This is a genomic window from Pseudomonas sp. 8BK, from assembly GCF_902506475.1.
GTDB lineage: Bacteria > Pseudomonadota > Gammaproteobacteria > Pseudomonadales > Pseudomonadaceae > Aquipseudomonas > Aquipseudomonas anguilliseptica.
Genome location: NZ_LR733252.1, coordinates 1,645,556 through 1,672,532 on the forward strand (window position 1 = coordinate 1,645,556; position 26,977 = coordinate 1,672,532).

A 26,977-nucleotide genomic window follows, 5' to 3' on the forward strand; every position below is an offset into this window, starting at 1 on the left:
GTTGTCAACCGGGGTGTGACCTTGCCAGACTGCGCCAATGCGTAGGTCAGGCTCACCGGAAGGTGCTGCAGATGGCTGCGCATCTTCCGGAAACGACTACAACAACAGGAGCTGTACGCATGAACACATTCGGCAAAACCCTTCTCGCGTTGTCCCTTGCTGGGGCTGTAGTGAGTGCCGCACACGCGGATGATAAGGTCCTGCACGTTTACAACTGGTCCGACTACATCGCAGAAGACACCCTGGATAACTTCCAGAAGGAAACCGGCATCAAGGTCGTCTACGACGTCTTTGACAGCAACGAAACCCTGGAAGCCAAACTGCTGGCCGGCAGCTCCGGTTACGACATCGTGGTACCGTCCAACCCATTCCTGGCCAAGCAGATCAAGGCCGGTGTGTTCCAGAAGCTGGACAAGTCCAAGCTGCCAAACTGGGAAAATCTCGACAAGAACCTGCTCAAGGCGCTCGACCCAAGCGACCCGGGTAGCCAGTACTCGATTCCCTACATGTGGGGCACCATCGGTATCGGTTACAACGTCGACAAGGTCAAGGCCGCACTGGGCGAAGACGCCCCGGTCAATTCCTGGGACCTGGTGTTCAAACCGGAAAACATTGCCAAGCTGAAAGATTGCGGCGTGTCCTTCCTCGATTCGCCAACCGAAATCCTCCCTGCTGCGCTCAACTACCTGGGTTTCAAGTCGGACAGCACTGATTCCGGCGAACTGAAGAAAGCCGAAGAACTGTTCCTCTCGATCCGTTCCTCGACCTCCTACTTCCACAGCTCCAAGTACATCGGCGACCTGGCCAACGGCAACATCTGCGTGGCCATCGGCTACTCGGGCGACCTGTACCAGTCCAAGTCCCGTGCAGAAGAAGCCAAGAACGGCGTGAACATCTCCTACAGCATCCCGAAAGAAGGTGCTGGCAGCTTCTTCGACATGATGGCCATCCCGGCCGATGCGAAAAACGTCGAAGCCGCTCACGTGTTCCTCAACTACCTGATGAAGCCAGAAGTCATGGCCAATATCACCAACTTCGTGCAGTTCCCTAACGGCAACGCCGCGGCCACCCCGCTGGTTGACGAAGCACTGCGTAACGACCCGGGCATTTACCCGGACGCGGCCACCATGGCCAAGATCTACACCTTCCCGGATCTGCCAGCTAACGCGCAACGCGCAATGAACCGCAGCTGGACCAAGATCAAATCGGGTCAGTAATGCCATAGCCCTAACGGTGTGCGGCGGGTTGCTCCGCCGCATTCACCCACAACAATAAGGAAGCTCCTATGCGTCGTACTCCACTTCTGGCTGGCCTGCTGGCCGCCGCCGTCAGCATCAGCGCCGTGCAAGCCGCTGAGCCTGTGGTCAATGTCTACAACTGGTCTGACTATATCGGCGAAACCACCCTGGCCGATTTCCAGAAGGCTACTGGCATTAAAGCCATGTATGACGTGTTCGACTCCAACGAAACCCTGGAAGGCAAACTGCTGGCGGGCCGTTCTGGCTACGACATCGTGGTGCCCTCCAACCATTTCCTCGGCAAGCAGATCAAGGCGGGAGCGTTCCAGAAGCTCGACCGCAGTCTGCTGCCGAATTGGGAGAACCTTGACCCGGTGCTGCTCAAGCAACTGGAAGTCAACGATCCCGGTAACCTGTATTCGGTGCCGTACCTGTGGGGCACCAACGGTATTGGCTACAACGTGGCCAAAATCAAGGAAGTGCTTGGGGTCGACGAGATCGACTCCTGGGCCATGATCTTCGAGCCGGAGAACCTGAAGAAACTCAACGCCTGCGGCGTGGCCTTCATGGACTCTCCAGACGAGATGTTCCCGTCCGTCCTCAACTACATGGGCCTCGACCCGCGCAGCACTAATCCAGAGGACTACAAGAAGGCCGAGGCCAAGCTGATGGCCGTGCGTCCTTATGTCACCTACTTCCATTCCTCGAAGTACATCGGTGACCTGGCCAATGGCGACATCTGCGTAGCGTTCGGCTACTCCGGCGACGTCTTCCAGGCGGCGGCACGCGCTGAGGAAGCGGGCAAGGGCATCGAGATTGCCTACAGCATTCCCAAGGAAGGCGCCAACCTGTGGTTTGACATGATGGCCATCCCGGCCGATGCGAAGAACGTCAAGGAAGCGCACGCCTTTATCAACTACCTGCTCGACCCCGCAGTGATCGCCACGGTAAGCGACTATGTCGGCTATGCCAACCCAAACCCCAAGGCCGGCGAGTTGATGGACCAGGAAGTGCGTAACGATCCTTCGATTTATCCATCGCAGGCCGTGTTGGACAAACTCTACATCTCCGCTGAGCTGCCGCCGAAGATCCAGCGTGCCATGACTCGCGCCTGGTCGAAGATCAAGTCGGGCCAGTAAGCGGAAGCTGAAAGACCCGTACGCCAGGCCGGGCCTGAGCGTACGGCCCGCTGCGCCAAGCGCGGCAGATTATATTCGGGTCAGTGACCCAATTTTTGCGGGAGTTTTGGTAATGGCAGTTGCTTCCAGTGCCTATAAAAAGGTTCTCGAGGGTGATCAGCAACCGAAAGAGGTGCTGGTCAAGATCGAGCGTGTGACCAAGAAGTTCGACGAAACCATCGCGGTTGATGACGTTTCGCTGACCATCAACAAAGGCGAGATCTTCGCCCTGCTTGGTGGCTCCGGCTCGGGTAAATCGACCCTGCTGCGCATGCTCGCCGGCTTCGAACGTCCGACCGAAGGGCGCATTCTGCTCGACGGTGAAGACATCACCGACCTGCCGCCCTACGAGCGGCCGATCAACATGATGTTCCAGTCCTACGCGCTGTTCCCGCACATGAGCGTGGCTGACAACATCGCCTTCGGCCTCAAGCAAGACAAGCTGCCGAAAGCCGAAATCGACGCCCGCGTCGAAGAGATGCTCAAACTGGTGCACATGACCCAGTATGCCAAGCGCAAGCCACACCAGCTTTCCGGTGGTCAGCGTCAGCGCGTGGCCCTGGCTCGCTCGTTGGCCAAGCGGCCGAAACTGCTGCTGCTCGACGAACCCATGGGTGCTCTGGACAAGAAGCTGCGCTCGCAGATGCAGCTTGAGCTTGTCGAGATCATCGAACGCGTCGGGGTAACCTGCGTCATGGTGACCCACGACCAGGAAGAGGCCATGACCATGGCCCAGCGCATCGCCATCATGCACCTGGGCTGGATCGCTCAGATCGGCAGCCCGGTGGACATCTACGAAACCCCAACCAGCCGTCTGGTCTGCGAATTTATCGGCAACGTCAACCTGTTCGAAGGCCAGGTGGTCGAGGACATGGAAGGCCATGCGCTGATCGCCAGCCCGGATCTGGAACGCAATATCTACGTCGGCCACGGCGTCAGCACCTCGGTGCAGGACAAGAGCATCACCTACGCCATCCGCCCGGAGAAGCTGATCGTCACCACCGAGCAACCGACCTGCGAATACAACTGGTCGCGCGGCACCGTGCACGATATCGCCTACCTCGGCGGCCATTCGGTATTCCACGTATTGCTGCCAAGCGGCAAGGTGGTTCAGTCCTTTGTTGCCAACGCCGAACGGCGTGGCGCACGGCCTACCTGGGACGACGAAGTGTTCGTCTGGTGGGAGGACGATAGCGGGGTGGCATTGCGCTCATGAACATTATCCGAAGCATCAGCCGCCGTATGCCCAAGGGCCGGCACCTGGTTATCGGGGTGCCGTTCCTCTGGCTGTTCCTGTTCTTCATGTTGCCGTTCTTCATCGTTCTGAAGATCAGCTTCGCCGAAGCCGACGTAGCCATCCCGCCCTACACCGACGTGTACAGCTGGGCGGAAAACAAGCTCACCCTGATCATCAATCTGGGTAACTACATCTTCCTCAGCGAGGATGCGCTGTACCTGGCGGCCTATCTGGGCTCGCTGAAGATGGCGACAATCAGCACCCTGCTCTGCCTGGTGATCGGTTTCCCCATGGCTTACGCCATCGCCCGTGCCGACAAGGACAAGCAGATGGTCCTGTTGCTGCTGATCATGATGCCGACCTGGACGGCGATCCTGATCCGCGTGTATGCCTGGATGGGTATTCTCAGCAACAACGGCCTGCTCAATGGCTTCCTGATGTGGCTGGGGTTGATCAACGAGCCATTGCAGATCCTCAACACCAACCTGGCGGTGTATATCGGCATTGTCTATTCGTACCTGCCATTCATGATCCTGCCGCTGTTTGCCAATCTGGTAAAACACGACCAGAGCCTGCTGGAAGCGGCTTCTGACCTCGGCTCGAGCACCTTCAACAGCTTCTGGAAAATCACCGTGCCGCTGGCCAAGAACGGCATCATCGCCGGCTGCATGCTGGTGTTTATCCCGGTGGTCGGTGAGTTCGTGATCCCTGAACTGCTCGGCGGTCCGGAGACCCTGATGATCGGCAAGGTGCTGTGGCAGGAGTTCTTCAACAACCGCGACTGGCCTGTTGCCTCTGCTCTGGCTGTGGTGATGCTGGCGATCCTGATCGTCCCCATCATTCTGTTTAACCGCAACCAAGCTAAAGAAATGGAGGGTCGGCCATGAAGCGTTTCAGTTTCTCCAACATCATGCTGTGGGCCGGCCTGACCTTTATCTACTTGCCGATGCTGATCCTGGTGCTCTACTCGTTCAACGCCTCGCGGCTGGTAACGGTGTGGGGCGGCTGGTCGGTGAAGTGGTACGTCGGCCTGCTCGACAACACCCAGCTGATGAACTCGGTGATGCGCTCGCTGGAAATTGCCTGCTACACCGCGATTGCCGCCGTAGCGCTGGGCACCATGGCCGCCTTCGTGCTGACCCGCGTCACCCGCTTCAAGGGCCGCACGCTGTTCGGCGGCCTGGTCACCGCGCCGCTGGTGATGCCCGAGGTGATTACCGGTCTGTCGCTGTTGCTGCTGTTCGTAGCCATGGCCCAGCTGATCGGCTGGCCTGCCGAGCGTGGCGTGCTGACCATCTGGATCGCCCACACCACCTTCTGTTCGGCCTATGTGGCGGTGGTGGTGTCGTCGCGCTTGCGTGAGCTGGATCTGTCCATCGAAGAAGCGGCCATGGACCTGGGCGCCAAACCGTGGAAGGTGTTCTTCCTGATCACCATCCCGATGATTGCGCCTTCGTTGGCGGCCGGCGGCATGATGTCCTTTGCCCTGTCGCTGGACGATCTGGTACTCGCCAGCTTCGTCTCCGGGCCGGGCTCGACCACCCTGCCGATGGAAGTCTTCTCTGCCGTGCGTCTGGGCGTGAAGCCGGAAATCAACGCCGTGGCCAGTCTGATCCTGCTGGCAGTGTCATTCGCCACCTTCCTGGTGTGGTTCTTCGCCCACCGTGCCGAAGAGAAACGCAAGAAGGCCCTGCAGCAGGCCATGGATGAAACCACTGGCGCCGCGCTGATGACCGGTCCGGACAGCCGCCGTGATCCGTCCCAGGTGCATGCCTGATCGCACCCCTGCGTAACACCCACAAGGGCCACATTCGTGGCCCTTGTGCTTTCTGCTCTGCGTTATCCGGCGCCTGCCAGCAGTACTGGCCAGTCATCCCGGCCGTTGTTGCGCCCACCCCTGATCTTGGTTACAACCTCAGCTATCAGTCGTCCGGATTGCTTCCATGACCGATTCAAACAGCACTGACAGCGCGGTATACAAGACCCTGTTGGAGTCGACCAAGGCCATCCCCTGGAAGATCGACTGGGCCAGCATGACCTTCGCCTATATCGGCCCGCAGATCGAGACGCTGCTGGGTTGGCCGCAGGCCAGTTGGATCAGCGCCAACGACTGGGCCGAGCGCATGCACCCCGACGACCGCGACACGGTGGTGGCTTTCTGCGTGTCGCAATCCCAGGCCGGCACCGACCATGAGGCCGACTACCGCGCCCTGACTCGCGATGGCCGCTATGTGTGGATTCGCGATGTGGTGCACGTGCTGCGCAACGAAGCCGGCGAGGTGGAGTCGCTGATCGGCTTTATGTTCGACATCAGCGAGCGCAAGCAGACCGAGCAGCAGCTGCTGCAATTGCAGCAACAGCTCGAAGAGCTGTCCTACCTCGACGGCCTCACCGGCGTGGCCAACCGGCGCATGTTCGACAACCGTCTGCAGGTGGAGTGGAGCAACGCCCAGCGCACCGGCCAGTCGCTGTCACTGATCCTGCTGGATATCGACTACTTCAAGGAATACAACGATCACTACGGCCATATCCAGGGCGACGATTGCCTGAAAAGCGTCGGCCAGGCCCTGAGCGGCGCAGCCGTGCGCCCGCGTGACCTAATGGCCCGCTATGGCGGCGAAGAGTTTGTTCTGCTGCTGCCGGAAACCGATGCCCAGGCTGCGGCCCAGGTCGCCGAACGCTGCCGCCAGTTGATCCGCGAGCAGAATATCCAGCACGCCCATTCCCAGGTCGGGCCGTTGCTGACCTTAAGCCTGGGCGTCGGCACCCTGACGCCCGGCCCGCTTGACCAGCCCCAGGCCTTTCTCGAAACAGTCGACCGCCTGCTCTACAAGGCCAAACACCAGGGCCGCAACTGTGCGGTGTTGGCCGCAGTGCCATAAGCCAGAGCGTAGGGTGGATGACGCTGTACCCATCCACCACGATTGCGCTTTGATATTTCAGGATGGCATGACGCTATGCGGCCTAGCGCTTGATGCGTAGCGCCAGCAGGTAGATCAGCGTGGCGGCGATCACCACGCAATCCATGATGATCGCCGCCGCGGCTTTGCCGAGAAACGCCTGGCCATATACCAGCACCAGGGTGACGAAAATCGCCTTGCTCGTTGCCGCGATGGCGGCGCAGAAAGCACGGTGTTTTTCGCTCAGCGCGCCATAAATCAGAATCACGCCCATCAGGCCAACCAGCGCTGACCAGCTGCGAATCACGATGGATTCCAGCTGGCCGCTAAACGCCGTGCCAAACATCGACTCAAGCGCTGCCTGCGGTGCGAACAAGCCGTAGAACATACTGGCGGTAAGCACGCCGGACACCAGCATCAGCCATTTGAAGTTCCCTATTACAACGTTCATACAATCCCTCGTGTGTGTTGTGGCCATGCCAGTGGTTTCAGTGAGACTTGTAGGAGCGGCGGGGACGCCTGCATCTGATGCGCTCAGCCCGATATCGCAGCCACTTTGGCCCGTGCCGCGTGCAGCTTCTTGTAGCTCTCAATCAGGCGCAGATGGCGGTCCAACCCTTCCAGCTGCATATTGGTCGGCGTCAGGCCGTAGAAGCGCACGCTGCCATCCAGCGAGCCGAGCACCGCGTCCATGCGCTCATTGCCAAACATGCGGCGGAAGTTCTGTTCGAAGTCGCTCATCTCCAGTTCGTCGTCCAGCTGCACTTCCAGCGCCGCGTTCAACGCCTGATAGAACAGGCCGCGCTCGACGGTGTTGTCGTTGTACTGCAGGAACATTTCCACAAGTTCTTTGGCGTCGTCGTACTTCTTCAGGGCGAGGTGGATCAGCAGCTTCAGTTCAAGAATGGTCAGCTGGCCCCACACCGTGTTGTCGTCGAACTCGACCCCGATCAGCGTGGTGATATCGGTGTAATCGTCGACATCGCTGTTTTCCAGATTGCGCAGCAGGGATTTCAAGCCGCGATCGTTCAGGCTGTGCAGGTTGAGGATGTCCGCGCGGAAGAGCAGCGCCTTGTTGGTGTTATCCCAGATCAGATCCTCGACCGGGTAGATCTCCGAATAGCCCGGCACCAGGACGCGGCAAGCCGTGGCGCCCAGGTGCTCGTACACCGCCATGTAGGACTCTTTACCCAGCTCTTCGAGGATGCCGAGCAGCGTTGCGGCTTCCTGCTCGTTCGAATCTTCACCCTGACCGGAGAAGTCCCACTCGACGAATTCGTAGTCGGCCTTGGCACTGAAGAAGCGCCACGACACCACGCCGCTGGAGTCGATGAAATGCTCGACGAAGTTATTCGGCTCCATCAGCGCCTGGCTTTCAAAGGTCGGCGGCGGCAGGTCATTCAAACCCTCGAAGCTGCGGCCTTGCAGCAGCTCGGTCAGGCTGCGTTCCAGCGCTACTTCAAAGCTTGGGTGCGCGCCGAACGAGGCGAACACGCCGCCGGTGCGCGGGTTCATCAGGGTCACGCACATCACCGGGAATTCGCCGCCCAGGGACGCGTCTTTCACCAATACCGGGAAGCCCTGGGCTTCCAGGCCCTGGATGCCGGCAACGATGCCCGGGTACTTGGCCAGCACATCGGCTGGTACGTCCGGCAGGCACAGCTCGCCTTCGAGGATTTCGCGTTTGACCGCACGCTCGAAGATTTCCGACAGGCACTGCACCTGCGCCTCGGCCAGGGTGTTGCCGGCACTCATGCCATTACTGAGGTAGAGGTTTTCGATCAGGTTGGACGGGAAGTACACCACCTCGCCATCGGACTGACGCACAAACGGCAACGAGCAAATGCCGCGCACAGTGTTGCCGGAGTTGGTGTCATACAGGTGCGAGCCGCGCAGCTCATCGTCCGGGTTGTAAATCGCCAGGCAGTAATCGTCGAGAATCTCAGCCGGCAGCGCATCTTTGGGCCCCGGTTTGAACCAGCGCTCGTCCGGGTAATGCACGAACGCGGCATTGGCGATTTCCTCGCCCCAGAACTGATCGTTGTAGAAGAAATTGCAGTTCAGCCGCTCGATAAACTCGCCCAGCGCCGAGGCCAGCGCGCTCTCCTTGGTCGCGCCCTTGCCGTTGGTGAAACACATCGGCGACTGCGCATCGCGGATATGCAGCGACCAGACGTTGGGCACGATATTGCGCCACGAAGCGATCTCAATCTTCATGCCGAGCTTGGCCATGATGCCCGACATATTGGCAATGGTTTCTTCCAGCGGCAGGTCCTTGCCGGGAATGTAGGTGCTGGTCCCCGCCACGGGCATCAGCAAGGCCTGGGCGTCGGCATCCAGGTTGTCGACTTCTTCGATGATGAACTCGGGACCTTGCTGCACCACCTTCTTCACGGTGCAGCGGTCGATGGAGCGCAGAATGCCCAATCGATCCTTCTCGGAGATATCCGCCGGCAATTCGACCTGGATCTTGAAGATCTGCGCGTAGCGGTTCTCCGGGTCAACGATATTGTTCTGCGACAGGCGGATGTTGTCGGTGGGGATATTGCGCGTGTCGCAATACAGCTTCACAAAGTACGCCGCACACAGCGCCGAAGAGGCCAGGAAGTAATCAAACGGCCCCGGCGCTGAGCCATCGCCCTTGTAGCGGATGGGCTGGTCAGCCACCACCGTGAAGTCATCGAACTTGGCTTCAAGTCGGAGGTTGTCGAGAAACTTGACCTTGATTTCCATGCGGGATTACCAGAATACGGGCTAAACGAATGGCGGTCATTATCCGGGTTTTCAGCGGGAAGTCTTGCGCAGTGCGGGTTTGGCAGGCCGTTGGAAAACGTTGGCGAGGCAGCCAGTGCAAGACAAAACAGGCGAAAGCGGAGTTTACGAGCTGTGAATGAGCATTTTGAGACGTCGTGCCCGGCCTGTTTTTTAACACCGCAATGGCAAGGCAGATAGTTATTCAACAGCCTGCTAGGGCTGACGAGCGAGCAGTACCTGCTGCAACAGTTCGGGTAGCCATTCAGGTTTCAAGAGTGACGGCGGCGTTTGCTGCAGCTGCGCCAGATCCCACCACTGCCACTGTTGAATCGTGCTCTGTTCTTCCTCTGTCCAGTCGGCGGCAAACACCGGTGTATTGGCCGGGCACTCCACCAGAAAGTACTGCTCAAGCCATCTTGCCGGCACCGAACGGGCTACGGCGTAAACCTCATCGCGCTCTTTCAGTCGCGCGCCGATTTCCAGCTTGAGTCCGGTTTCCTCATACAGCTCGCGAGCGGCGGCAGCCCGGTAATCTTCTCCAACCTTCAACTCCCCGCCAGCGGTCGCCCAGAAGGGCGCCTGATGCTCGTCCTTGTAGTTAAACAGCAGCAGCCGACCATCGGCATCGACGATCAATAAACGCGCGGATTTTCTGACTTCCATGCTTGTCTCGCAGTGATTGAAGTTGAACAGGGCGGTTTACCCGGTTGGAACATGCAATAGGCATTGAACGCTGCCAGTTGGGTTGCTGGAACCAGCCTATGCGCCCAGCAACGGCAAATGCTTCAGGCTCTGGTACTGCAACGCCAGCAGCAGACAATGCTTTAGTGGCGTTTGCTCAATATCTGCATCCAGAGGAATCACAACGGCTCTGTTGCCCTCATAGATGAACGCATCAGGGTAGATTTCCCTGAAAGTGGCCACCAGCTGCGTCTGGCAGTGGAAAAACACCTTGATTGCACCCGCCTGTTTGGCTTTCCAGTCGATTCGAATCGGCGAACCGCCCTTGATCGAATAACTGGCTTCGCCCCACTTGAGCGTTTCCTCGACACCGCCCAGTGTGTGTTCGGCCGCAATAGCCAGAATCAGCTCGCGTACTTGCTCCAGCTGCTGTTGGGCTTGTTGTGGGTAGTTGGCGAATGTGATTCGGATGTTTGTCGTCATTGGTTTGCCAACGTGGTAAGTGGCGGTGGCTAACGTTTGGTGGAGTGTGGAGATGGGCCCGTCCCAGTGAGCGAAGCGAGCGGTTTGAACCAGTTGTTAGACGTAATCAACGCAGCTTACATGTATCAACTTTCTGCTTCGGGAGCACGGAAAGCCTTGCTGTAGTAGCCTGACTGATCGAAACAGCAGACCTGCTTCTTACCGGATGCAAGCATATCGCAGGCATCATCAATTCGTTTTACACGTGTCTTAAGTTGTTTGGCTGAAGTAATCCAGTGTATCCAGTCTACTCGTGCGATGGTCGTCGTATTGTTCCAAACCTTATGAGCTTCAGGAGTGGCTGCAAGTGCCTCCTGCAAGTCTGCAGGGATGTCAGGCTCGGGTTCCTTTTTCACAGGGGTTAGCTCTAACGTAACGGTATCCCCAACGACCGCGCCTGCGGCTTCGTATAGCGCTCTGCTTACCTGCAGCCAATGGCTCAGTTGACCATCAGGTTCAAGGGTTGCCTGGAAATGCTGCCCATTGATTGTGCCTTCAACTGTCGTCCTTCCTCGCCTCGGAAGCTGTTCACTTACGTCCCTCGGCAGTATTACGAAAGCCCACGACGTATTATCGGCAGCCTTTGCCGGACGAAGAAGCTTTGCTTCAAATCGGGATTTCGCATCGATTGTTGCCATTGCAACTCCTCCAGCTAATACGCCTAACGTTTGGTTAAGGGGCGGGCTTTAGCCCGTCCCAGTGAGCGCAGCGGGCGGTTTGAACCAGTTGTTAGAGGGGGCGTGCATTGAACTTAATAACCATAATGGTTCATATCGCTCGTGAAAGATTTTGTGAGTCGTTCTCGACAGTCAGACTCGTTTGCACTTTCCCACTCGCTACCATATGTCTCGCTCATTGAAAGGCAGAATGTGCGTCGGAATTCTTCCCAGTGCAATTTTGCTTCTTTCAGATTTTTAAGGGCTTCTTTCCCCTCCGAACCAGGTTCCTGCTCGGCCTCCTTCAGTAATTGGGAGAATTTCACACTCATGGTGTGCTCATTTTCTTTCCAGCGTTCAAGGCTGCTTTGAGCGTATTCAGCTTGCGATAAAGCACAAGCTGAACCAGACACGAAAAATATAAGTGCAGCGATTAGTTTTTCTGTGCGAGTCCATGCCATAGCTAATAGCACCCTCTAACGTTTGGTTAAGGGGCGGGCTTCAGGCCATCCCAGTGAGCGAAGCGAGCGGTTTGAACCACTTGTTAGGCAACCGCTGATTAGCCTGCAGATCGTTCGCATTTGCGGCCTGAAAAAGTATCAAAAATCTGACGGTGTGCGTGGTACGACCATTGATCTTGACGTTCATAGTAGCCGGCAACCCAAGTTTGTAAGCTCTCTAACATTTCATCTTGAGCTTGTTTAGACGAATACTTATGAGGTTCCCATGGGCGATGTCGGTTGTGCTCAAGACAGATCTCAAGCCCAGGGTTAAGAAAGATTAACTCAGAGCAATGCTGTTTCGTTTTTTCAATGAGTTCGCCGTAGCAGCCCTCAATAACCCAAGTTTTATGGTTGGTAAGAAATGCTTGAAGTGATTCGCTCACAGCTTTTGGTGCTCGTGGAACAGCAATTTTTCCGGGTTCCCATACGATTGAGTCAAGGTCCAGGTGAGCCAGTCCGCGATCTTTAACCAGGCGCTTAGCAAGCGTGGACTTTCCTGAGCCGGAGTTGCCAAAGATAAGTATTTTCATTAGGCCTAACGTTTGGTTAAGGGGCGGGCTTTAGCCTGTCCCAGTGAGCGAAGCGAACGGTTTGAACCACTTCAGGTACAGGCCGCAACAAATTTCGCAGCATATGAGCACTGTGTGGCCAGTTTGCTGACAATCTTTGATTTAAGGCCTGAAAAATCAGCCTTATCTGCCGCTATATTTTGGTGAAGTAGTTCATCTTTTTGAATTTCTAAAACAGCTTTAAATATTTCAGGTTCTTTTTCTCTTAAAAAAGATGCTGCATCATCAAGCTCTTTGTTTACGATTTCCTCAATCCTCGCAGTGCTAACCCATATTGAGTTCTCTCCTAATGCGCCGACAAAGAGTCCGTAAATAATCCCAGCGCCGCACCAAAGTGTTGGTGGAAGCCCTTTGCTTATATTCTTGTCTTTTAAATATTGAACGAATATTGAAAAGTGCTCGCATTCATGTTGATGCATCTCGTCTAGTGAAGGCACCATATTCGGAAAAAATATTTTGGCGATTATTCTATGCCCGTAATAGACGCCTGTTGCGCCTTTCTCACAGGCGTGAATAATCTTAAGTTGCTTTTCAATGGTATTCGAGTTGCAATGCACTTAAGAGATCCCTATGAGTCTAACGTTTGATTAAGGGGCCGGCTTTAGCCGGTCCCGCAGTGAGCGAAGCGAACGATTTGAACCATTTGTTATACGATTTAAGTAATTACGCATATATAGCTACAGGGAGAATTTGGATTGCCGGCCATTCAGTGATCAGTGGGGTTAGTGTCATTGATTCTTAGCTGTCCGATACTCCGCAGACTTCCTGTCCCCACCCCGACTCATGGGAACAGCCCGCCGCCCAGTCTTGGCTTCGATTATGGCCTTGAATCGCTCATCGCCCAAAACCCACGCCCTGTTCGTGTCTCACGGATTGCAGTCAGTTCACGCTCCGGCATTCTGCCCCGAAACAATGATCGGTAGGCGTTCTGCGGTTCCACTTCTGTGACCCTATTGATCCACGTTCAGTCAGACAGAGCCTAGCGGTTTCGCTCATGCGCACCGGTGGTCGAGTGGCTGCCGGTGTGGTTTAAATCCTGCTTACTTTTATCTTTATCAGCAGCAGGATATTTGGGTTGTTCCTGTGAAGCGGCTTTCTGACCCGCACCTTTTCCCGATGGCTCAGCGGTCGCTTTTTCATCCTCGGACAGCTGATCTTGCTTGCCATCATTGATAATAAGTTGCGTGGCACCCGTTTCTTCAGACGCCGATGCAAAACCAGACATAGTCATGGATAACGCTGTCAGCAATACCCCCAGCGCAAATACATGTTTGGATTGAGTTTTACTCATCATATGTTCCTTTTTCTAAGGGCGGTTGCAGGAGCAGAGTGCAACACGGTTATTGAATTGACGCGGGGGCATCATGTTGCATCGCCCTCGCTTTCCCAGGCGACATTGCATCGTATAACGTTTGGTTAAGGAGCCGGCTTTAGCCGGTCCCAGTGAGCGAAGCGAACGGTTTGAACCATTTGTTAGGCTTTTTCTTGAGTTTCATTTTTGAGCTTGAGCTTCGTATAAGTAATTCCAGTTTTTAGAAGCCAAGAAGCAGTGAGTGAAAACGCTAAAAATAACCACTGAAAAATTGGATACCAATCAGGAAGTGTCAGCAAAGTAGGTTTTCTAGAGTTTATGGCAGTTAATGCTAGAAAAGCCATGGCAACTAATGCGGCTGCACCCATAACAGTTAGGTACATCCTGTGGTCAAGCCCTTTCAAAACAGATTCTCTTGGAACATCGGAAGTGTCTCGAATTGCATCAAGCAAAACCAGTACTGTTATAAACCACCAATCAGAGCTGTATAAAATTTGTTGTAATGTTCCTTCCGTCGAGGAAATAACAATGCTAACTACAGCTAGTGGAATAAAGAAAACAAGTATTTCAGATATCGAATAAAGAGCAGATCTGATGAGTGCTGAATAATGCATAATAAATGGGGCCTAACGTTTGGTTAAGGGGCCGGCTTTAGCCGGTCCCGAGTGAGCGAAGCGAACGGTTTGAACCACTTGTTAGGCGTGAACTTGAGCCGGGCGCTGCAAGTTGTTGCGCCACGATAGCCAACAGTGCTTTTGCTTTAAATGGCTTTCTCATGCTGTTGAGCTGTTTCATGTGCTTTTTTGCTTTGCGATTTTGGAGCGCCTCAGCGCCTGCTTGATGGTTTGGTTATAGCTGAATTCATCATTTTTCGGATTCAACCATTAGCTTTATTTTTGTAGCTTTCTCGAAGTGATCCAGTTTGTGGGTTTTTATCCACCATGTGGCAGCCTCCATAAGAAGCTCTGGATCATCATTTTTGTTTGCGAAGAACGCGTAAAAGGAAACGCCAACCGACTCACCTTTGGACAGTATTTTCTTCGCGCAAACGCTGACAATTTTCTCTCTTAAGTCTTGTCGCATTAGCCTGAGTTGCCTTATGCCTAACGTTTGGTTAAGGGGCGGGCTTTAGCCCGTCCCAGTGAGCGAAGCGAGCGATTTGAACCAATTGTTATGTAGCACTACGCGGTTTAGGTTCGCGGTGTGCAATACAAGCCCCAATGTAAGTAATTAAAACCCCAGAAATAATCGTAAACCAAAGGATAAATAACCCAGCCTGCTCAACTTTCTTATGTGCTTCTGGTGGGATTTTCTTAACGAGTTCATGAATTCTATTGTCTTTTACGGGCGGCGCCAGCGGGCCTTGTTTTATTATATTTTCGTATTCCTCTAGAAGCTCTCCCTCGAAGTGAGTGTTCTTGACGTATTCTTTGTATGCTTTTGAGGTGAGGTCGCTGACGACTGAAAAAGTAAAGCCAATCAATATAAAAAGCACAGTGGTGAAAAGTTTTCTTTTGGTTGGCCTTAGAAAGTGCATAGATATTCTTCTGCTACATAACGTTTGGTTAAGGGGCGGGCTTTAGCCCGTCCCAGTGAGCGAAGCGAACGGTTTGAACCACTTGTTAGGTGTTGGTCGGTAAATTGTGGTTCTTTATTCGTTCTGTAAGAGTTGTGATGTTTTTAGGCGCGAGACATAACATGAGTATAAGTGATGTGTGAATAAGTATTGATGGAAGAATGCCTGCTAAAATTACTAGGTGATTAACGCTTTTCCACTGCGCTATGATTTTGAGTGTGCTAATTAAATTCCAAGGCATAGATGTCGACGAAAACAAAAAGCAGACGTAAGCAAGAATTATTGCTAAACAAATTAGATTTATAATTGAGGTTAGGCTTCTTCGAGCATTGCACGTCAGTGCTGAAATCACGAAGGGTGCCGATATAAGGCTGGCCCAAAATAAACTAGTTCCGAGCGTAGACTCGCAATTACGTTGTCCCATGCATGACCCAACAGCACCGGCTATACCAAATCCGACAATTAAAGCTGTAAGGCTAAGAATTATGCGAATGGCTATCAGCATATAAGCACCTAACGTTTGGTTAAGGGGCCGGCTTTAGCCGGTCCCGCAGTGAGCGAAGCGAACGACTTGAACCAGTAGTTAGAGGCCATTTTGCACCTTGCAAAGTAGCTCTTCTGCTTCCTCTTTTCCTGCTGGCGTAATGTTACTTGAGATTAATGCATTTGAAAGATGTTCTTTGGCGGCAGAAAAAGATTTGCGAACGCCTTTGCCGGAAATTAAGAGCTTTGCTAGCTCTACCTCTGCGTCACCATCATTTAGTTGGATTGCGCGCTTGAACCATTGCGCAGTGAGATCGAAACGACCCTGTTCGCGGTAGAGGATGGCTATGTTCGAGGCGGCAGAGCTACTACCAAGGCGATAAGATTTCTTATACCAGTACATAGCCCGTTTTTTATCTATAGCAGTACCGATTCCTTCATCATAGAAGTATCCGAGATCCAGCATGCAACCCTCTGAGCCTTGGCGTGCACATTCTGAGAAGAGCTCAAAAGCGAGACTTACATTTCCAGAGTCCCACGCATCATGTGCTTTGAGCTCAGCATCTTCCATGACAATGGCCTCTAACGATTAAGCTAACGGGCGGCCAAAAGCGCAGCTTTTGGACGTCCAGCGAACGGAGTGAGCGGCGGTTGAGCGAATTGTTAGAGGCCTTCCTCGATTTTGTGGCGATTGATAACTTGATGCACAGAAAATCCAAGGCTGAAAGTTGCTAGCGCTAACGCAGTGTAGCTAATAGCTGGGCCGTAAAATACGAAGCACCCTGCGATTACTATAATCAGCGCTGCAGCTGAGAGTTTAACTTGCTTTTTGAAGGAGCCTTTGAGTCCGGTTGCTATGTATGTAATAGCAAGGGGCATGCAAAGCATGAGGGCATATGCGGCAAGGGTTATGACCATTGCCTTCGGCTCTGAAAGTCCTGTTTCGATGTAGGTGCTCATCCTTGGCTTGCCTCTAACGTTTGGTTAAGGGGCGGGCTTTAGCCCGTCCCAGTGAGCGAAGCGAGCGGTTTGAACCAGTTGTTAGCCAAATTCCGCAGAGTATTTTAGATAGGGTTTCCATAGCCGTCCGCGGTATAACTACCTCGGCCGTTACACCGAGCACAATTCTCGACCTCTCCTAAGCATGCGCATTGCTGAATATGCCGCTCTGCCTTTCGGGCTTTTGCATTCTCCAAGCGAGCCTGTTCATCCGCTATCTTGATTCTTTCCCATTCATCATTGCTAACCTTAGCCAGTTTTTTCTCAAGCTCTTTAAGATTATTTATTGCACTTGAATGTTCTGCTTGTAAAGTATTCAGCGAGCTTTTCAACTGATCAATAGTTTCTTCAAGACCGGTTAATTTGGTGAGGTAGTTTTGTTTTGTCTGATTTAACTGAGCGAATAACTCATCGTAGTTATTTTGATACCTTTCATTTTCTTGCCTGAGGAGCGTGATCTCATCACTCGCAGGTTCATGCCCCTCGACCAAGGATCCGTCAGCTCTCCGGACAATGAAACCACCGTATTCATCGCGAGTGACTAAAGTGCCAGGGACTTTTCTTGCGATTTCAATAGCGTCACGATAGTCCATAAGCTACCCGTAGTGGCTAACGTTTGGTTAAGGGGGCCGGCTTTAGCCGGTCCCGAGTGAGCGAAGCGAGCGACTTGAACCATTTGTTAGGTGCCAACTGCAAGGTATCTAAATGTCTCATACTGCCCTTTGTGCGCACGAGTAATAGCTCCAGCTTTTTTCTGAGCCAGTGCTGAGCTTACCTCTGCTGATTTTAGGTTGTAATGCCTTTTATCTAGGAAGCCGGCAGAACACAGCGTCGGGTGATTGAGCAGGGGGGTAAGGTCTCCGCTTTCGATATTAGTTCCGACAAAGCGGAAGTCTAATAAGTTTGGAAAATTGCTCAGAAACGACAGGTTAGGTAGCGGCGCGCAGTTGTTCAGGGAAAGCACTTTTAGCTTTGCAAGGCTAAGCAGGCCTTCGCCATAGCTAAAGCTTTTTGACTGGCTGATATGAAGCCACTCCAAGGTGTCCTTCAGTGATCCTAGCTCTTTATCACTACCGAGTTTCAGGCAGTAATGCATTTCTAAACGCTTTAGCTTGGTGAGTTTGGAAATGCCTTTGAGTGATTCAATGTTTGCTTTGTTTAGCTCTAAATAAAGTAGTGAATCACCAGCGGGTAGGTCTTGGATGTCTTTGCTCTGTGATTTGAAATTATTGGAAACCAAGTACTCTATAGAGCTTCTTTCAAAATTTAACTTGCCATAATCACCAGGACTCATGAACCCGACTCGTCCTTCTGGCACATCATCAAACCAGATGGTGTTGAATCTCCAGTCCATGCGTACTCCTGCTTGGTACCTAACGTTTGGTTAAGGGGCGGGCTTTAGCCCGTCCCAGTGAGCGAAGCGAACGGTTTGAACCAGTTGTTAGCTGCCATAACCGAAAAGTATATTGAAGAGAGCAGCAAAAGTAACATAGGAAAGCATTAAGGATGAAATTGATATTATGACGCAGTGAAACCATATAACTATTTTTAGCCAAGTGCATTTGAGCCTTTTTAGAAAACCTGGCTCTGGCTTTTCTGGTTGCTTGTGATGCCACTGAATAACTGATGTTAATAGACTGAGCCAGCCGAGTGTGATTGCCGACCCCCATGCTGTTATAGAAACATATTCGTTATACGCTTCAAGTATGAAAGAGACTAAAAGTACAGCGCCTAGTAGAACGCCGCACAAAAGCATGGTGCGATACATTTTTGCTTTGTATGGCGCAGCCTCTACGGCGATATGGTTGAGTACTGTAGGTGTCATGGCTGGTAGCTAACTATAATTAGACGACATATCCATATCTGCACACTGTTGCCATCGCTGGCCATAAGTATCCAAATCTGGCTATCTCGTATCTATATCTGACCATCAGATATTGATGATCCGTTCTTGCAGCCCAAGTTCTACTACCGCTTTTTGGCTAAGCAGCCATACTTTTTGCTCCGGCTGCCACTTACCTCCAGCCTGTTTTACCGCCTGTTGTATTTCTTTCTCGTGATAGCCGACGCGTACGAATACCTGTGTCGTGGGTTGTTTGGGCGGTTGGGTGCGGGTTTTCGGTGGTTTGTGTTTGCGTTCGACGATCAGTTCGACGGTGGTGTAGCTGATCTGATTTTCGGCGTCGTGGCGGTAACGTACGGCGATCAGGTCGTCGCCGTAGCGTTCGAGAAAGCGTTTGGTGCCGTTTTTACCTGGTTTGAGGCTTTTTACAACGTCCATATCGTGCCCCGCTGGCGGCAGTGTCCTGCAGGCAGTTTGCCCTCATCTGTATGGAGGCTCAAGCCGCGCGGTATATTGAGCCGAGCGTGTGTTATTGGCGCTCGCGTTGCGGCAATGCCGGGGCTGGTTCGAGAAAATAGGGAGTTGTTCTCTATATCGACTTTAATTAACGCTGAGGAAACTCAACGAGTGGCGTTAATTTTTCTGCCCACGTGTGATGGGTGTTTTCTCCCATAGAGTCCAGCGCGGTGGTCATGAATTCAATAAATACTCTGACTTTGGCTGGCAAGTAATCGCGCTTGGGATAAATCATAAATACGCCATTGTCCGGCTGTGGCGGTCTGTAGCAGGGATACAGCGAGACCAGGGAGCCACTGTCCAAGCCGGGCTTTGCCAGAAAGTGCGGAAGCTGGGCAATGCCCAGGCCATCTGCACACATGTATGCCATGGCTTCACCATCATCCGTGATATGTCGGCGCTCTAGCTCATAAGGAAGGTATTCGCCGTGTCGGTTCGGCAAGAATATCGGCTGGAGTTGTTGTGTTTCTTTGATCCGAAAACCAATCCAGCTGTGTTTGTAAAAATCATCAGCGTGTTGCGGTGTGCCTTGCGTATCGAGGTAGTGCGGTGAGGCGCAGACGAGAAAGTCCATTGGGCTGAGCCGTCGGGCTACCAGGCGGCTGTCTTTCACGTAGCCGGTGCGCAGGGCGATATCAATGTCGTTGTCGATTACATCAAGGTGCAGGTCATTGATCTCAAGTTCCAGTTTTATCGCGGGATAACGCTGACAGAACGCGTGTAACAAGGGCCGGACATAGAGGTGGCCGTAGCAGACCGCCGAGTTGATGCGCAGGGTGCCGCAGGGGGAGTCATTCAGGTGCCGCAGTTCGTCCTCGCAGGAGCCGAGGTCTTGGAGCAGCTTGCGTACGGTATCGGCATAGTGTTTTCCCGCCGTGGTGATACGCAATTGCCGCGTGGTGCGTTGAAACAGTGTGAGCTGCAGTTGAGCTTCCAGGCGGGCAATGGCTTTGCTGACGGTGGAAGGGTCGGTGTCGCATACCCTCGCGGCGGCGGCGAAGCTGCCGCCATCATGGGTGGCCAGGAATAGTTCTAATAAGCGCAGTTTATCCATGGGCGAGTAGGTATATGCGGTTTGTCCGTGGGCGGAGCCTAGCATGAGAACTCGTGAATAGTATTCACGACTGATAGGGCGACCGACCATATTTTCATCTGGCAAGTGCCACATAAAAATTCAACACCAGCGACAGTCAACTCACTTTCATGAGGCGCTATGTTGAATATACGCATCGGTTACTCTCTGTTTACCTACCTGGCCATGGCATTTATTACCATGGCCGGACTTTCCTATATTAATTTTCTGCCGGGTTTGGTTAATGCGCTCGCCGGCGCTATTGGCTTCAGTGATGTTGAGGCTGGGCAGATCATTGCACTCAACGGTTATGGTGGATTGCTCGGTACTACGGCAGCAATCTTCCTGGTGAGCCGAATTCGTTGGCAGCCTGCAGTCTTTATAGGTTTGGCAGCGCTGGCATTGATGGATATTGCCAGCACCCGAATTGATGCCTATGAAGCAATGCTTGCCTGGCGATTTGTGGCCGGTTTCTTTGGCGGTTTCAGCCTGGGTACTGCCTTTGCTGTACTGGCTCGCTTAAGCAATCCTGACCGGGCCTTTGGCTGTTTGTTGTTTATCCAGTTCAGTGTGGGTGCGCTGGTTATCTATCTGTTACCAGCCCTTGAGATTGCCACTAATGCCTACGCAGTTTTTTATGTAATGGCCAGCCTGGCGTTGCTGAGTTTGTTGTTTGTCCTGCTATTTGCAAGAGTTCCGCTTAATAATGCCTCAAGTGAGCAGGGCCTATTGTTATCCGGTAAGTATCGCCATGCATTTCTACTGCTATTGGCAATCCTGCTTTATCAGGTCGCTGCCAGTGCGATCTGGGCTTATGTCGGTCTTATCGGGCTTGCGGCGGGGCTCGCTGCTGAGCCGGTAAGTGTCTACATCGCAGCCACTGGGCTGTTAGGCCTGCTAGGCGCGATGGCGCCGGTGATTATTGGCAAACGCCATGGCCGTTTGCCCTGGTTGCTACTTGGCGTCGCGATCTCGGCAATCGCAGCATTGCTGCTGATCTTTGCGGCACACCCTGTTCTTTATGTGCTGGCAATGGCGATGTTGTTTATAGCCTGGCCCGCTGTGCAGTCTTACTTGTTGGCTGTTACTGCAGAACTGGACGCTAGTGGGAAACTGGCAACAACAGCGGCCGTTGTTTCGTTTGCGGGTTTGGCGACAGGTCCATTGCTTGCATCTGGGCTGCTTGAAAGCGGCCGCTATTTATTCATGCTGATTATTTGTGCGCTGATATTTCTATTGAGCGGCTTTGTTTTGTTTAAGCCGGTGCGCACTCAGGAGGTGCGGTGCGCAAGATTTCAATGGAGCGGTGATCCTGAGTTTCGCTTGCGTTAATTACTCATTTTTAGTGATTCATTTAAATCACAGATGATATTCAGCTCAATGAGGTGTTTGCAGTGATTCGTTATGCGTTTAATAAGATGTTGCTGGCGTTTAAGCGCCGTTATAACTACGACGTGGGTTATCAGCAGGATATCCTGCAGGCTGACCTGAGTGCGTTTCTGAAGTTTATGGGCTTGCAAACCATGTCTGCGCATACGGGTAAATTGCCCACAGGGCCGCTGTATGCCGCGAGATTGCGCGCGATTATCTGGGATGATTGCGGGCCATGTACGCAGCTGGTGGTCAACATGGCCCTAGAAGCGGGGCTTGATCCCGCACTGGTGCGCGCACTGATTGATCGGGATTTGCAGCACCTCCCCGCGGAGCTTGTGTTGGTGGTGCGCTTTACTGAGCAGGTTCTGGCGCATAACCCCGAAGCCGATGAACTGCGTGAGCAGATTCGCGCTCTGTGGGGGGACAAGGGGCTGATTGCCATTGGTTTTGCCATCAGCTCATACCGGGTCTATCCCGCGCTGAAATACGCCCTGGGTTATGGCAAGGCCTGCAGCCGGATTCAGGTCAATGAGTCGTTCCTGACGCCTACCCGTGAGTCTGCATTGGCTGAGGGGGCAGGGGGTGTCTAACGCGCGCATTACATCGCTGGCCTTGCTGCTGGGTCTGGCTGCCATGGGCAATGGCGTATTTATGACATTGGCGCCTGAGACCTGGTACTGGCTGGTGCCAGGTGTGCCGGACCGGGGGCCCTTCAACCAGCACTTCCTGCGCGATATCGGCATGATCTACCTGCTGATCGGTATCGCGTTTATCTACGGGGCGATTTACCTACGTCACAGCCTGCTGTTGTGGTTGATGCCGACAGCCTGGTTAGTTGCCCACGCGCTCTTCCATATATGGGAGGTGCTTGTGGGCATCTGTGGGCCTGAATCGCTGCTGGAGGATTTTGCCGGCGTGACATTGCCCGCCTTGCTGGCGGTATGGCTGCTCTACTCAAGCGGCAAGGTGCGGGCCGATGGGTAGGCCGCTGCTGGCTCTGTTGCTGCTCGGTTTGGGGCTGCTGTTGGGCGCAGTAGCCGCTTTTTTCGTCCCCCGTCCGGTTGTGCCGCAAGCGATTGAGTGGCTGAGTGCACCCCGTAGCCTGGCGTCATTCAGGCTTGAGTCCGATCAGGGGGCGTTTACCCATCAGTCTTTGCGGGGGCGCTGGAGCATTGTGTTGTTTGGTTTTATGCACTGCCCGGATATCTGCCCGACAGGGTTGACGCAGATGGCAGGCTTAGCTGCTCGTTTAGCCGAGCTGGGCGATGGCGCTGAGATTGCCTTTGTCTTTGTCTCGGTTGATCCGCAGCGCGACTCGGTGGCCGGGTTGGGGCAGTTTGTCAGGCACTTTGACGCATCATTTCGTGGCGTGACGGGCAGCGAGGAACAGTTGCTTCGGCTTGCCAGCAGGCTGGGTATCCAGTTTGCAGTTTCACCCGAGCCGGATGGCTATACGGTTGCTCATTCACTGACCTTTTCAATTATTGATCCGCAAGGCCGTTTCGCCGGGCGCTTCCGGCCGGGGTTTGCTGTGGATCACTTGGCAAGAGAACTGAGCTTCAGATTTTGAGCGAGCAGCGGGCCTGTTTAGCACCGCTGCTCGTTGGTCTGGCGGCGCCTCTGTGCAGTGCCGCCAGGCGCCTTGTGGCGGAGGTGCGCGCCACTGGTAGTCAGTCCGCCAGGCTCTGCAGCAGGCGGTAGTAAAAGCCGCTGGCATTGGCCAAGGTATCGATCGCCACGCGCTCGTTGGTGCCGTGCATGCGCGGCAGGTCGTCGCGCTCCATCAGCAGGGGGCTGAAGCGGAAGACGTTGTCGGTCAGCGGCTCGTAGTAACGCGAGTCGGTGCCGCCGACGGTGAGGTTGGGGCTGACCAAGGTGTTGCTGAAGCTCTGGCGGATTACCTCGGTGAACTGCTGATAGGCCTCGCCCCTGACATCGGATACCGCCGAGGGCTCGCGTCCGCCGGGCATGACTTTGACCTGAATCTGCTCATCCGCCACTGCCTTGCGCACGTGGGCGGCCACGCTGTCGATGCTGTCGCGCGGATGGATGCGCAGGTTGAGGGTGGCGCGGGCGCTGGGCGGCAGGACGTTTTCCTTGATCCCGGCGCGCAGCAGGGTTGGCGACAGCGAGGTTTGCAGTTGCGCGGCACCGGCTGGTGAGGCGGCCAGTTGTTGTTCCACCAGCGGGCCGAACAGCCAGAGGTTGGCGAAGATCAATCGGTAGCCGAAGGATTGCGCCGGGGTGAAGCTGGCCAGCAGGTCGCCGGTGGGGCCGTCGAAGCCGCGCTGGAAGGGTGCATCGCCGACCCGTTGCAGAGCCTGGCTCAAGCGGCCGATGGCGGTTTCATCAAAGGCTGGCGGCTGCGAGGAATGGCCACCTTGGGCATTGGCTTGCAGAGTCAGGCTGACGTAGCCCTTTTCCGCAATACCGACCACGGCGACATCCTGGCTGACGCCGGGGATCTGCCCGCGCACCACAAAGCCGCCTTCATCACTGACCCAGGCCAGGCGTTTGCCCTGTTCCTGCAACTGCGCGGCGATGCGCCGGTTGCCCTGGTGCCCGCCGATTTCTTCATCGTGACCGAAGGCCAGCAGTACATCGCGTTGTGGCTGGAAGCCTTGAGCGATCAGGGTTTCCACCGCTTCGAGGATCGCCACCATCGAGCCCTTGCTGTCGATGGCGCCACGGCCCCAGACAAAACCCTCGGCAATCGCCCCGGAGAATGGCGGGTGGGTCCACAGCTCTTCGGTGCCGGGCGCGACGGGTACCACGTCCTGATGCGCCATCAGCAGGGCAGCGGGCAATTGAGCGTCCTTGCCCGGCCAGCGCAGCAGGATGCTCGGGCTGCCGGTGGCGAGCGGCTCGGTGTTGGCGGTGACCTGTGGGTAGCGCTGCGCCAGCCACTCACGCAGGCCGGCGAAGGCGGCGTTGCTGGCCGCCAGTTGGCTGGCCGGTGCGCCGACCTGATGCGACAGGGTCGGTAGGCGAATGGCGGCCGCCAGGCTCTCGGCAGCGCGCTGGCCATCCAGCCCTTCGGGCAGGCTGACCGGCGCGCTGTTGAAGGCGGCCGCCGGCAGTAGCAGGGTACGGCCGACCACCACGGCCACCAGGCCGAGCAGAGCAATCAGCAGAAGCAGTAACAGACGTTTCATCGCCGTTCTCCTTGGCTTATGGGCGCAGAATCAGCTGGCTGCGGCTGTTGGCTTTGATCGCTTCGGCATCCAGGTGCATCGGCACATATTCGCCGCGCATGTAGGCGTCGGCCTGGTCCTTGTAGTGCTGATCAAACAGCACACCGCTCTGGCCGACCGGGTTGATGCCCAGTGCGCTGCCGGCATCGGCCAGATCGATCAGGCGGCGGGTCGAGGGGCCGTATACCACCGACCAGGGCGCTGGGCCGACCGGTTGCGACAGGTTGTTCGGCGTTTCGTGGCCGCCCGGTGCGGCAAAGGCGCCGACGTTGAACAACTTATCCAGCGGCTTCTGCTGGCCCAGTGGATGGTTGTGGGTGAGGGTGTGCGCGCTGCCCCAGGCCCATTTCGCGCTGTCGTCACCGAGGGTGCTGCGCAGGTGGGTAAGGCTGGCCTGCCAGGCGGCCTTGACGGTGTCGGCGCGGCTTTCCACGGCGTTGCTGCCGCGCTTGTCCCACCAGGGTGAGCTGGCATCGGCGGCCAGACGCGGCAGGGCGCTATCGAGCACGCGGGTTTGCAGCAGGTTGGTGAAGAAGGCTTCGCTCAGCTCGTCGGCCATGGCTTCGCGCGCCAACTGGTAAACCAGCTGATTGAACAGCGTGGCGGCGGTGTTCTCGATCTGGTGCTGGCCATCCCAGCTCAGCAGCTGCTCGACCAGTGCCTGCTCTTCGCTGCCAGTGGCGGCAGCCCGCAGATCAGCCGCCAGCGGCGCGAGCAGGCGTTGCGGGTAGCCGGTGCCGGGCTCCAGTTGCAGGGCCTGGCTGTTGTGCACATCCCACTTCACACTGTCGTCGCGCAGGCGTTCGTCGAGGCGCTGGCCGCGATCAGCCAGGTTGTAATAGCCGGGAATCGTCATGCCGGTCGGCGACACGGGCTGGTAGTTGGCGGAGAGGATATAGCCGCGCTCGGGGTTCTCTTCCTGCGGGTTGGCGCTGAACGGGTAGTAGCCGTCTTTTTCCGCCTCGCCGTTGCTGCCGTCGAGGATAAAGCTCGGGTTGACCCCGGCCGGGCGGCGCGGCAGTTTCGCTGCCGCCCACCAACCGATATCGCCCGTGGCGTTGGCCCACACCACGTTCAGCCCCGGCGCTTCGATGTGCTCGGCAGCGACGCGGGCCTGCTCCAGCGTGGCGGCGCGGTTGAGCTGATAGAAGCCGTCGAGGATCGGGTTCTCAGTCTCGAGAAACGCCCACCACATGGCAATCGGCGTGCTGCCGACGGTTTCGCCGAGGGCGCTGTTGATGATCGGGCCGTGCGGCGAGCGGCGGATGGTCAAGCGCACCGGCTCGGCATCCTTGACGCTGATCAGCTCTTCGCGGCTTTGCAGCTCGACCCACTGACCGCGATACCAGACCTGATTGGGGTTGTCCGGGTTGGTTTTCTCGGCAATCAGATCAAGGTCGTCGTTCTGGAACATGGTGATGCTCCAGGCGAACGCGTTGTTATGCCCCAGCGACGCCACCGGATTGAGCGCCTGATGGTGGCCGTACAGGCTGAAACCGGGGTAGCTCAGGTTGGCCTCGTACCACACCGACGGCACGGCGAAGCGGATATGCGGGTCGCCGGCCAGCAGCGGCTTGCCGCTGGCGGTGCGGCTGCCGGAGATGGCCCAGGCGTTACTGCCCTCGAACTGCGGCAGGCCGGCATCCAGCAGCGCGGCATGGCTCAGCTCGGCGATGGCGTTGAGGTCCTGCCAGTCGCCAGCGGCGAGGTGCTGACCGACCACGCCCTGCGGGTGCCAGTCGAGGTCAAAGGCCTTGAGGTAATCGGCGCCCAGCTGATCGCGAATATGCGTCAGCACCGGCTCGGTGCGGAAGGCGGCGGCAAAGCTGTAGGCCATATAGCCGGCAACGCTGAGGGTGTCGGCGACATTGAACGGACGTTTTTCGATGCCCAATACATCGAACTCGATCGGCGCCGGGTGGCTGGCCTGATATTGGTTTACGCCATCCAGATAAGCCTGCAGCGCCTGGCTGGCCGGGGCATTCGTGTCCAGCTTGGCGGCGTAACGGTCGGCGTGTTCGCGGATGCCCAGCGTGCGGAACAGGCGGTCGGTGTCGACCAGCTTGCTGCCGAGTACCTCGGCCAGCTCGCCGCGGGCCAGGCGACGCAGGATTTCCATCTGGAACAGGCGGTCTTGGGCGTGCACATAGCCCAGCGCACGGTACATATCGGCCTCGTTCTGCGCCTGGATATGCGGCACGCCGCGCTCGTCGTAATTCACCGTGACTGCGCCCTGCAGGTTGCTCAGTTGCAGCTCGCCGGCGCGTTGCGGCTGCTTGCTGTCGATATACCAGTAAGCGCCGGCGGCAGAGGCCGCGACGATCAGGGCCAGGGCAGTCAGGGTGCGTTTCATGGGGTTTTCCTTGTTAT

30 protein-coding genes are annotated in these 26,977 nt (G+C 55.5%); 10 read left to right on the plus strand and 20 right to left on the minus strand.

The genetic code is table 11. The features are described from left to right. The first annotated feature begins 119 nt into the window (after positions 1–119). The 6 genes from ACIN8IBEIGE_RS07495 to ACIN8IBEIGE_RS07520 all read left to right on the plus strand — a co-directional run bounded on the left by ACIN8IBEIGE_RS07495 (position 120) and on the right by ACIN8IBEIGE_RS07520 (position 6,535). Positions 120–1,217, plus strand: coding sequence for an extracellular solute-binding protein (locus ACIN8IBEIGE_RS07495; protein ID WP_160014100.1), 1,098 nt, complete (start codon positions 120–122; stop codon positions 1,215–1,217). A gap of 68 nt (positions 1,218–1,285) precedes the next feature. Beyond that, positions 1,286–2,377, plus strand: coding sequence for a polyamine ABC transporter substrate-binding protein (locus tag ACIN8IBEIGE_RS07500; RefSeq protein ID WP_160014101.1), 1,092 nt, complete (start codon positions 1,286–1,288; stop codon positions 2,375–2,377). 112 nt (positions 2,378–2,489) lie between these two features. After that, a complete protein-coding gene (gene potA / locus ACIN8IBEIGE_RS07505; protein ID WP_160014102.1) occupies positions 2,490–3,632 on the plus strand; it encodes a polyamine ABC transporter ATP-binding protein in 1,143 nt (380 codons plus the stop codon). A gap of 26 nt (positions 3,633–3,658) precedes the next feature. Further along, the gene (locus tag ACIN8IBEIGE_RS07510; RefSeq protein WP_178124390.1) at positions 3,659–4,540 is read left to right on the plus strand and encodes an ABC transporter permease subunit; all 882 of its coding nucleotides are present in this window, start codon (positions 3,659–3,661) and stop codon (positions 4,538–4,540) included. Then, positions 4,537–5,430: an ABC transporter permease subunit gene (locus tag ACIN8IBEIGE_RS07515; RefSeq protein ID WP_090379180.1), complete on the plus strand. Its 894-nt coding sequence runs from the start codon at positions 4,537–4,539 to the stop codon at positions 5,428–5,430. Before ACIN8IBEIGE_RS07510 ends, ACIN8IBEIGE_RS07515 begins: the two co-directional genes overlap by 4 nt. A gap of 166 nt (positions 5,431–5,596) precedes the next feature. After that, on the plus strand, positions 5,597–6,535 hold the full coding sequence (locus tag ACIN8IBEIGE_RS07520) for a sensor domain-containing diguanylate cyclase (RefSeq protein ID WP_160014104.1): 939 nt from the start codon (positions 5,597–5,599) through the stop codon (positions 6,533–6,535). An 82-nt stretch (positions 6,536–6,617) separates the two neighbouring features. Here the strand turns inward: ACIN8IBEIGE_RS07520 and ACIN8IBEIGE_RS07525 are convergent, their stop codons facing one another. The 18 genes from ACIN8IBEIGE_RS07525 to ACIN8IBEIGE_RS07605 all read right to left on the minus strand — a co-directional run bounded on the left by ACIN8IBEIGE_RS07525 (position 6,618) and on the right by ACIN8IBEIGE_RS07605 (position 20,021). Then, positions 6,618–7,004 (minus strand): hypothetical protein, encoded by a 387-nt coding sequence (locus tag ACIN8IBEIGE_RS07525; RefSeq protein WP_160014105.1) that lies wholly within the window; start codon positions 7,002–7,004, stop codon positions 6,618–6,620. An 83-nt stretch (positions 7,005–7,087) separates the two neighbouring features. Next, the gene (locus ACIN8IBEIGE_RS07530) at positions 7,088–9,286 is read right to left on the minus strand and encodes an OsmC domain/YcaO domain-containing protein (RefSeq protein ID WP_160014106.1); all 2,199 of its coding nucleotides are present in this window, start codon (positions 9,284–9,286) and stop codon (positions 7,088–7,090) included. 234 nt (positions 9,287–9,520) lie between these two features. Beyond that, entirely contained in the window at positions 9,521–9,970 is a 450-nt protein-coding gene (locus tag ACIN8IBEIGE_RS07535; RefSeq protein WP_160014107.1) for an NUDIX hydrolase, read from the minus strand. A 96-nt stretch (positions 9,971–10,066) separates the two neighbouring features. Next, on the minus strand, positions 10,067–10,471 hold the full coding sequence (locus ACIN8IBEIGE_RS07540) for a DUF1801 domain-containing protein (RefSeq protein WP_160014108.1): 405 nt from the start codon (positions 10,469–10,471) through the stop codon (positions 10,067–10,069). Positions 10,472–10,596: 125 nt separating this feature from the next. Further along, the gene (locus tag ACIN8IBEIGE_RS07545) at positions 10,597–11,148 is read right to left on the minus strand and encodes a YdeI/OmpD-associated family protein (protein WP_160014109.1); all 552 of its coding nucleotides are present in this window, start codon (positions 11,146–11,148) and stop codon (positions 10,597–10,599) included. Between the two features lie 113 nt (positions 11,149–11,261). Next, positions 11,262–11,627, minus strand: coding sequence for a lysozyme inhibitor LprI family protein (locus ACIN8IBEIGE_RS07550; protein ID WP_160014110.1), 366 nt, complete (start codon positions 11,625–11,627; stop codon positions 11,262–11,264). Between the two features lie 98 nt (positions 11,628–11,725). Next, on the minus strand, positions 11,726–12,199 hold the full coding sequence (locus tag ACIN8IBEIGE_RS07555) for an AAA family ATPase (RefSeq protein ID WP_160014111.1): 474 nt from the start codon (positions 12,197–12,199) through the stop codon (positions 11,726–11,728). A 71-nt stretch (positions 12,200–12,270) separates the two neighbouring features. Continuing rightward, positions 12,271–12,795, minus strand: coding sequence for a demethoxyubiquinone hydroxylase family protein (locus ACIN8IBEIGE_RS07560; RefSeq protein WP_256665062.1), 525 nt, complete (start codon positions 12,793–12,795; stop codon positions 12,271–12,273). A gap of 422 nt (positions 12,796–13,217) precedes the next feature. After that, positions 13,218–13,529 carry a hypothetical protein gene (locus ACIN8IBEIGE_RS07565; protein ID WP_160014112.1) on the minus strand — a complete coding sequence of 104 codons (312 nt, stop codon included), beginning with the start codon at positions 13,527–13,529 and terminating at the stop codon, positions 13,218–13,220. Between the two features lie 182 nt (positions 13,530–13,711). Beyond that, complete coding sequence (locus ACIN8IBEIGE_RS07570; protein ID WP_160014113.1) at positions 13,712–14,164, minus strand: hypothetical protein; 453 nt, start codon at positions 14,162–14,164, stop codon at positions 13,712–13,714. A 250-nt stretch (positions 14,165–14,414) separates the two neighbouring features. After that, positions 14,415–14,633, minus strand: coding sequence for a DUF6500 family protein (locus ACIN8IBEIGE_RS20910; RefSeq protein WP_256665063.1), 219 nt, complete (start codon positions 14,631–14,633; stop codon positions 14,415–14,417). Between the two features lie 88 nt (positions 14,634–14,721). After that, on the minus strand, positions 14,722–15,087 hold the full coding sequence (locus ACIN8IBEIGE_RS07575; RefSeq protein ID WP_160014114.1) for a hypothetical protein: 366 nt from the start codon (positions 15,085–15,087) through the stop codon (positions 14,722–14,724). 622 nt (positions 15,088–15,709) lie between these two features. Further along, entirely contained in the window at positions 15,710–16,180 is a 471-nt protein-coding gene (locus ACIN8IBEIGE_RS07580; RefSeq protein WP_160014115.1) for a tetratricopeptide repeat protein, read from the minus strand. Positions 16,181–16,272: 92 nt separating this feature from the next. After that, positions 16,273–16,569, minus strand: a complete 297-nt coding sequence (locus ACIN8IBEIGE_RS07585; protein ID WP_160014116.1) for a hypothetical protein — start codon at positions 16,567–16,569, stop codon at positions 16,273–16,275. A 104-nt stretch (positions 16,570–16,673) separates the two neighbouring features. Continuing rightward, the gene (locus tag ACIN8IBEIGE_RS07590; RefSeq protein WP_160014117.1) at positions 16,674–17,201 is read right to left on the minus strand and encodes a hypothetical protein; all 528 of its coding nucleotides are present in this window, start codon (positions 17,199–17,201) and stop codon (positions 16,674–16,676) included. A gap of 86 nt (positions 17,202–17,287) precedes the next feature. Continuing rightward, positions 17,288–17,962 (minus strand): hypothetical protein, encoded by a 675-nt coding sequence (locus ACIN8IBEIGE_RS07595; RefSeq protein ID WP_160014118.1) that lies wholly within the window; start codon positions 17,960–17,962, stop codon positions 17,288–17,290. A gap of 576 nt (positions 17,963–18,538) precedes the next feature. After that, positions 18,539–18,889, minus strand: coding sequence for a hypothetical protein (locus tag ACIN8IBEIGE_RS07600; RefSeq protein WP_160014119.1), 351 nt, complete (start codon positions 18,887–18,889; stop codon positions 18,539–18,541). Positions 18,890–19,055: 166 nt separating this feature from the next. After that, on the minus strand, positions 19,056–20,021 hold the full coding sequence (locus ACIN8IBEIGE_RS07605; protein WP_160014120.1) for a LysR family transcriptional regulator: 966 nt from the start codon (positions 20,019–20,021) through the stop codon (positions 19,056–19,058). Positions 20,022–20,180: 159 nt separating this feature from the next. Between ACIN8IBEIGE_RS07605 and ACIN8IBEIGE_RS07610 the strand changes: the two genes are divergently transcribed. From ACIN8IBEIGE_RS07610 to ACIN8IBEIGE_RS07625, 4 genes are all read left to right on the plus strand, one after another. Beyond that, positions 20,181–21,371: an MFS transporter gene (locus ACIN8IBEIGE_RS07610; protein WP_160014121.1), complete on the plus strand. Its 1,191-nt coding sequence runs from the start codon at positions 20,181–20,183 to the stop codon at positions 21,369–21,371. Between the two features lie 62 nt (positions 21,372–21,433). Next, positions 21,434–22,003 (plus strand): hypothetical protein, encoded by a 570-nt coding sequence (locus ACIN8IBEIGE_RS07615; RefSeq protein WP_160014122.1) that lies wholly within the window; start codon positions 21,434–21,436, stop codon positions 22,001–22,003. Then, the gene (locus ACIN8IBEIGE_RS07620; RefSeq protein ID WP_218579699.1) at positions 21,996–22,397 is read left to right on the plus strand and encodes a hypothetical protein; all 402 of its coding nucleotides are present in this window, start codon (positions 21,996–21,998) and stop codon (positions 22,395–22,397) included. The genes ACIN8IBEIGE_RS07615 and ACIN8IBEIGE_RS07620 overlap by 8 nt, the downstream gene beginning before the upstream one ends. After that, positions 22,390–22,983, plus strand: a complete 594-nt coding sequence (locus tag ACIN8IBEIGE_RS07625) for an SCO family protein (RefSeq protein WP_160014123.1) — start codon at positions 22,390–22,392, stop codon at positions 22,981–22,983. The genes ACIN8IBEIGE_RS07620 and ACIN8IBEIGE_RS07625 overlap by 8 nt, the downstream gene beginning before the upstream one ends. A gap of 100 nt (positions 22,984–23,083) precedes the next feature. Here the strand turns inward: ACIN8IBEIGE_RS07625 and ACIN8IBEIGE_RS07630 are convergent, their stop codons facing one another. Both ACIN8IBEIGE_RS07630 and ACIN8IBEIGE_RS07635 read right to left on the minus strand, forming a co-directional pair. Continuing rightward, a complete protein-coding gene (locus tag ACIN8IBEIGE_RS07630) occupies positions 23,084–24,568 on the minus strand; it encodes a M20 family peptidase (RefSeq protein ID WP_160014124.1) in 1,485 nt (494 codons plus the stop codon). A 16-nt stretch (positions 24,569–24,584) separates the two neighbouring features. After that, a complete protein-coding gene (locus tag ACIN8IBEIGE_RS07635) occupies positions 24,585–26,960 on the minus strand; it encodes a penicillin acylase family protein (RefSeq protein ID WP_160014125.1) in 2,376 nt (791 codons plus the stop codon). Between the last annotated feature and the right edge of the window lie 17 nt (positions 26,961–26,977).

Bases quoted from the DNA above. Each gene is read 5' to 3' on its own strand.
- ACIN8IBEIGE_RS07495 (WP_160014100.1), top strand. From the start codon at position 120: ATGAACACATTCGGCAAAACCCTTCTCGCGTTGTCCCTTGCTGGGGCT.
- ACIN8IBEIGE_RS07500 (WP_160014101.1), top strand. From the start codon at position 1,286: ATGCGTCGTACTCCACTTCTGGCTGGCCTGCTGGCCGCCGCCGTCAGC.
- potA (WP_160014102.1), top strand. From the start codon at position 2,490: ATGGCAGTTGCTTCCAGTGCCTATAAAAAGGTTCTCGAGGGTGATCAG.
- ACIN8IBEIGE_RS07510 (WP_178124390.1), top strand. From the start codon at position 3,659: ATGCCCAAGGGCCGGCACCTGGTTATCGGGGTGCCGTTCCTCTGGCTG.
- ACIN8IBEIGE_RS07515 (WP_090379180.1), top strand. From the start codon at position 4,537: ATGAAGCGTTTCAGTTTCTCCAACATCATGCTGTGGGCCGGCCTGACC.
- ACIN8IBEIGE_RS07520 (WP_160014104.1), top strand. From the start codon at position 5,597: ATGACCGATTCAAACAGCACTGACAGCGCGGTATACAAGACCCTGTTG.
- ACIN8IBEIGE_RS07525 (WP_160014105.1), bottom strand. From the start codon at position 7,004: ATGAACGTTGTAATAGGGAACTTCAAATGGCTGATGCTGGTGTCCGGC.
- ACIN8IBEIGE_RS07530 (WP_160014106.1), bottom strand. From the start codon at position 9,286: ATGGAAATCAAGGTCAAGTTTCTCGACAACCTCCGACTTGAAGCCAAG.
- ACIN8IBEIGE_RS07535 (WP_160014107.1), bottom strand. From the start codon at position 9,970: ATGGAAGTCAGAAAATCCGCGCGTTTATTGATCGTCGATGCCGATGGT.
- ACIN8IBEIGE_RS07540 (WP_160014108.1), bottom strand. From the start codon at position 10,471: ATGACGACAAACATCCGAATCACATTCGCCAACTACCCACAACAAGCC.
- ACIN8IBEIGE_RS07545 (WP_160014109.1), bottom strand. From the start codon at position 11,148: ATGGCAACAATCGATGCGAAATCCCGATTTGAAGCAAAGCTTCTTCGT.
- ACIN8IBEIGE_RS07550 (WP_160014110.1), bottom strand. From the start codon at position 11,627: ATGGCATGGACTCGCACAGAAAAACTAATCGCTGCACTTATATTTTTC.
- ACIN8IBEIGE_RS07555 (WP_160014111.1), bottom strand. From the start codon at position 12,199: ATGAAAATACTTATCTTTGGCAACTCCGGCTCAGGAAAGTCCACGCTT.
- ACIN8IBEIGE_RS07565 (WP_160014112.1), bottom strand. From the start codon at position 13,529: ATGAGTAAAACTCAATCCAAACATGTATTTGCGCTGGGGGTATTGCTG.
- ACIN8IBEIGE_RS07570 (WP_160014113.1), bottom strand. From the start codon at position 14,164: ATGCATTATTCAGCACTCATCAGATCTGCTCTTTATTCGATATCTGAA.
- ACIN8IBEIGE_RS20910 (WP_256665063.1), bottom strand. From the start codon at position 14,633: ATGCGACAAGACTTAAGAGAGAAAATTGTCAGCGTTTGCGCGAAGAAA.
- ACIN8IBEIGE_RS07575 (WP_160014114.1), bottom strand. From the start codon at position 15,087: ATGCACTTTCTAAGGCCAACCAAAAGAAAACTTTTCACCACTGTGCTT.
- ACIN8IBEIGE_RS07580 (WP_160014115.1), bottom strand. From the start codon at position 16,180: ATGGAAGATGCTGAGCTCAAAGCACATGATGCGTGGGACTCTGGAAAT.
- ACIN8IBEIGE_RS07585 (WP_160014116.1), bottom strand. From the start codon at position 16,569: ATGAGCACCTACATCGAAACAGGACTTTCAGAGCCGAAGGCAATGGTC.
- ACIN8IBEIGE_RS07590 (WP_160014117.1), bottom strand. From the start codon at position 17,201: ATGGACTATCGTGACGCTATTGAAATCGCAAGAAAAGTCCCTGGCACT.
- ACIN8IBEIGE_RS07595 (WP_160014118.1), bottom strand. From the start codon at position 17,962: ATGGACTGGAGATTCAACACCATCTGGTTTGATGATGTGCCAGAAGGA.
- ACIN8IBEIGE_RS07600 (WP_160014119.1), bottom strand. From the start codon at position 18,889: ATGGACGTTGTAAAAAGCCTCAAACCAGGTAAAAACGGCACCAAACGC.
- ACIN8IBEIGE_RS07605 (WP_160014120.1), bottom strand. From the start codon at position 20,021: ATGGATAAACTGCGCTTATTAGAACTATTCCTGGCCACCCATGATGGC.
- ACIN8IBEIGE_RS07610 (WP_160014121.1), top strand. From the start codon at position 20,181: ATGTTGAATATACGCATCGGTTACTCTCTGTTTACCTACCTGGCCATG.
- ACIN8IBEIGE_RS07625 (WP_160014123.1), top strand. From the start codon at position 22,390: ATGGGTAGGCCGCTGCTGGCTCTGTTGCTGCTCGGTTTGGGGCTGCTG.
- ACIN8IBEIGE_RS07630 (WP_160014124.1), bottom strand. From the start codon at position 24,568: ATGAAACGTCTGTTACTGCTTCTGCTGATTGCTCTGCTCGGCCTGGTG.
- ACIN8IBEIGE_RS07635 (WP_160014125.1), bottom strand. From the start codon at position 26,960: ATGAAACGCACCCTGACTGCCCTGGCCCTGATCGTCGCGGCCTCTGCC.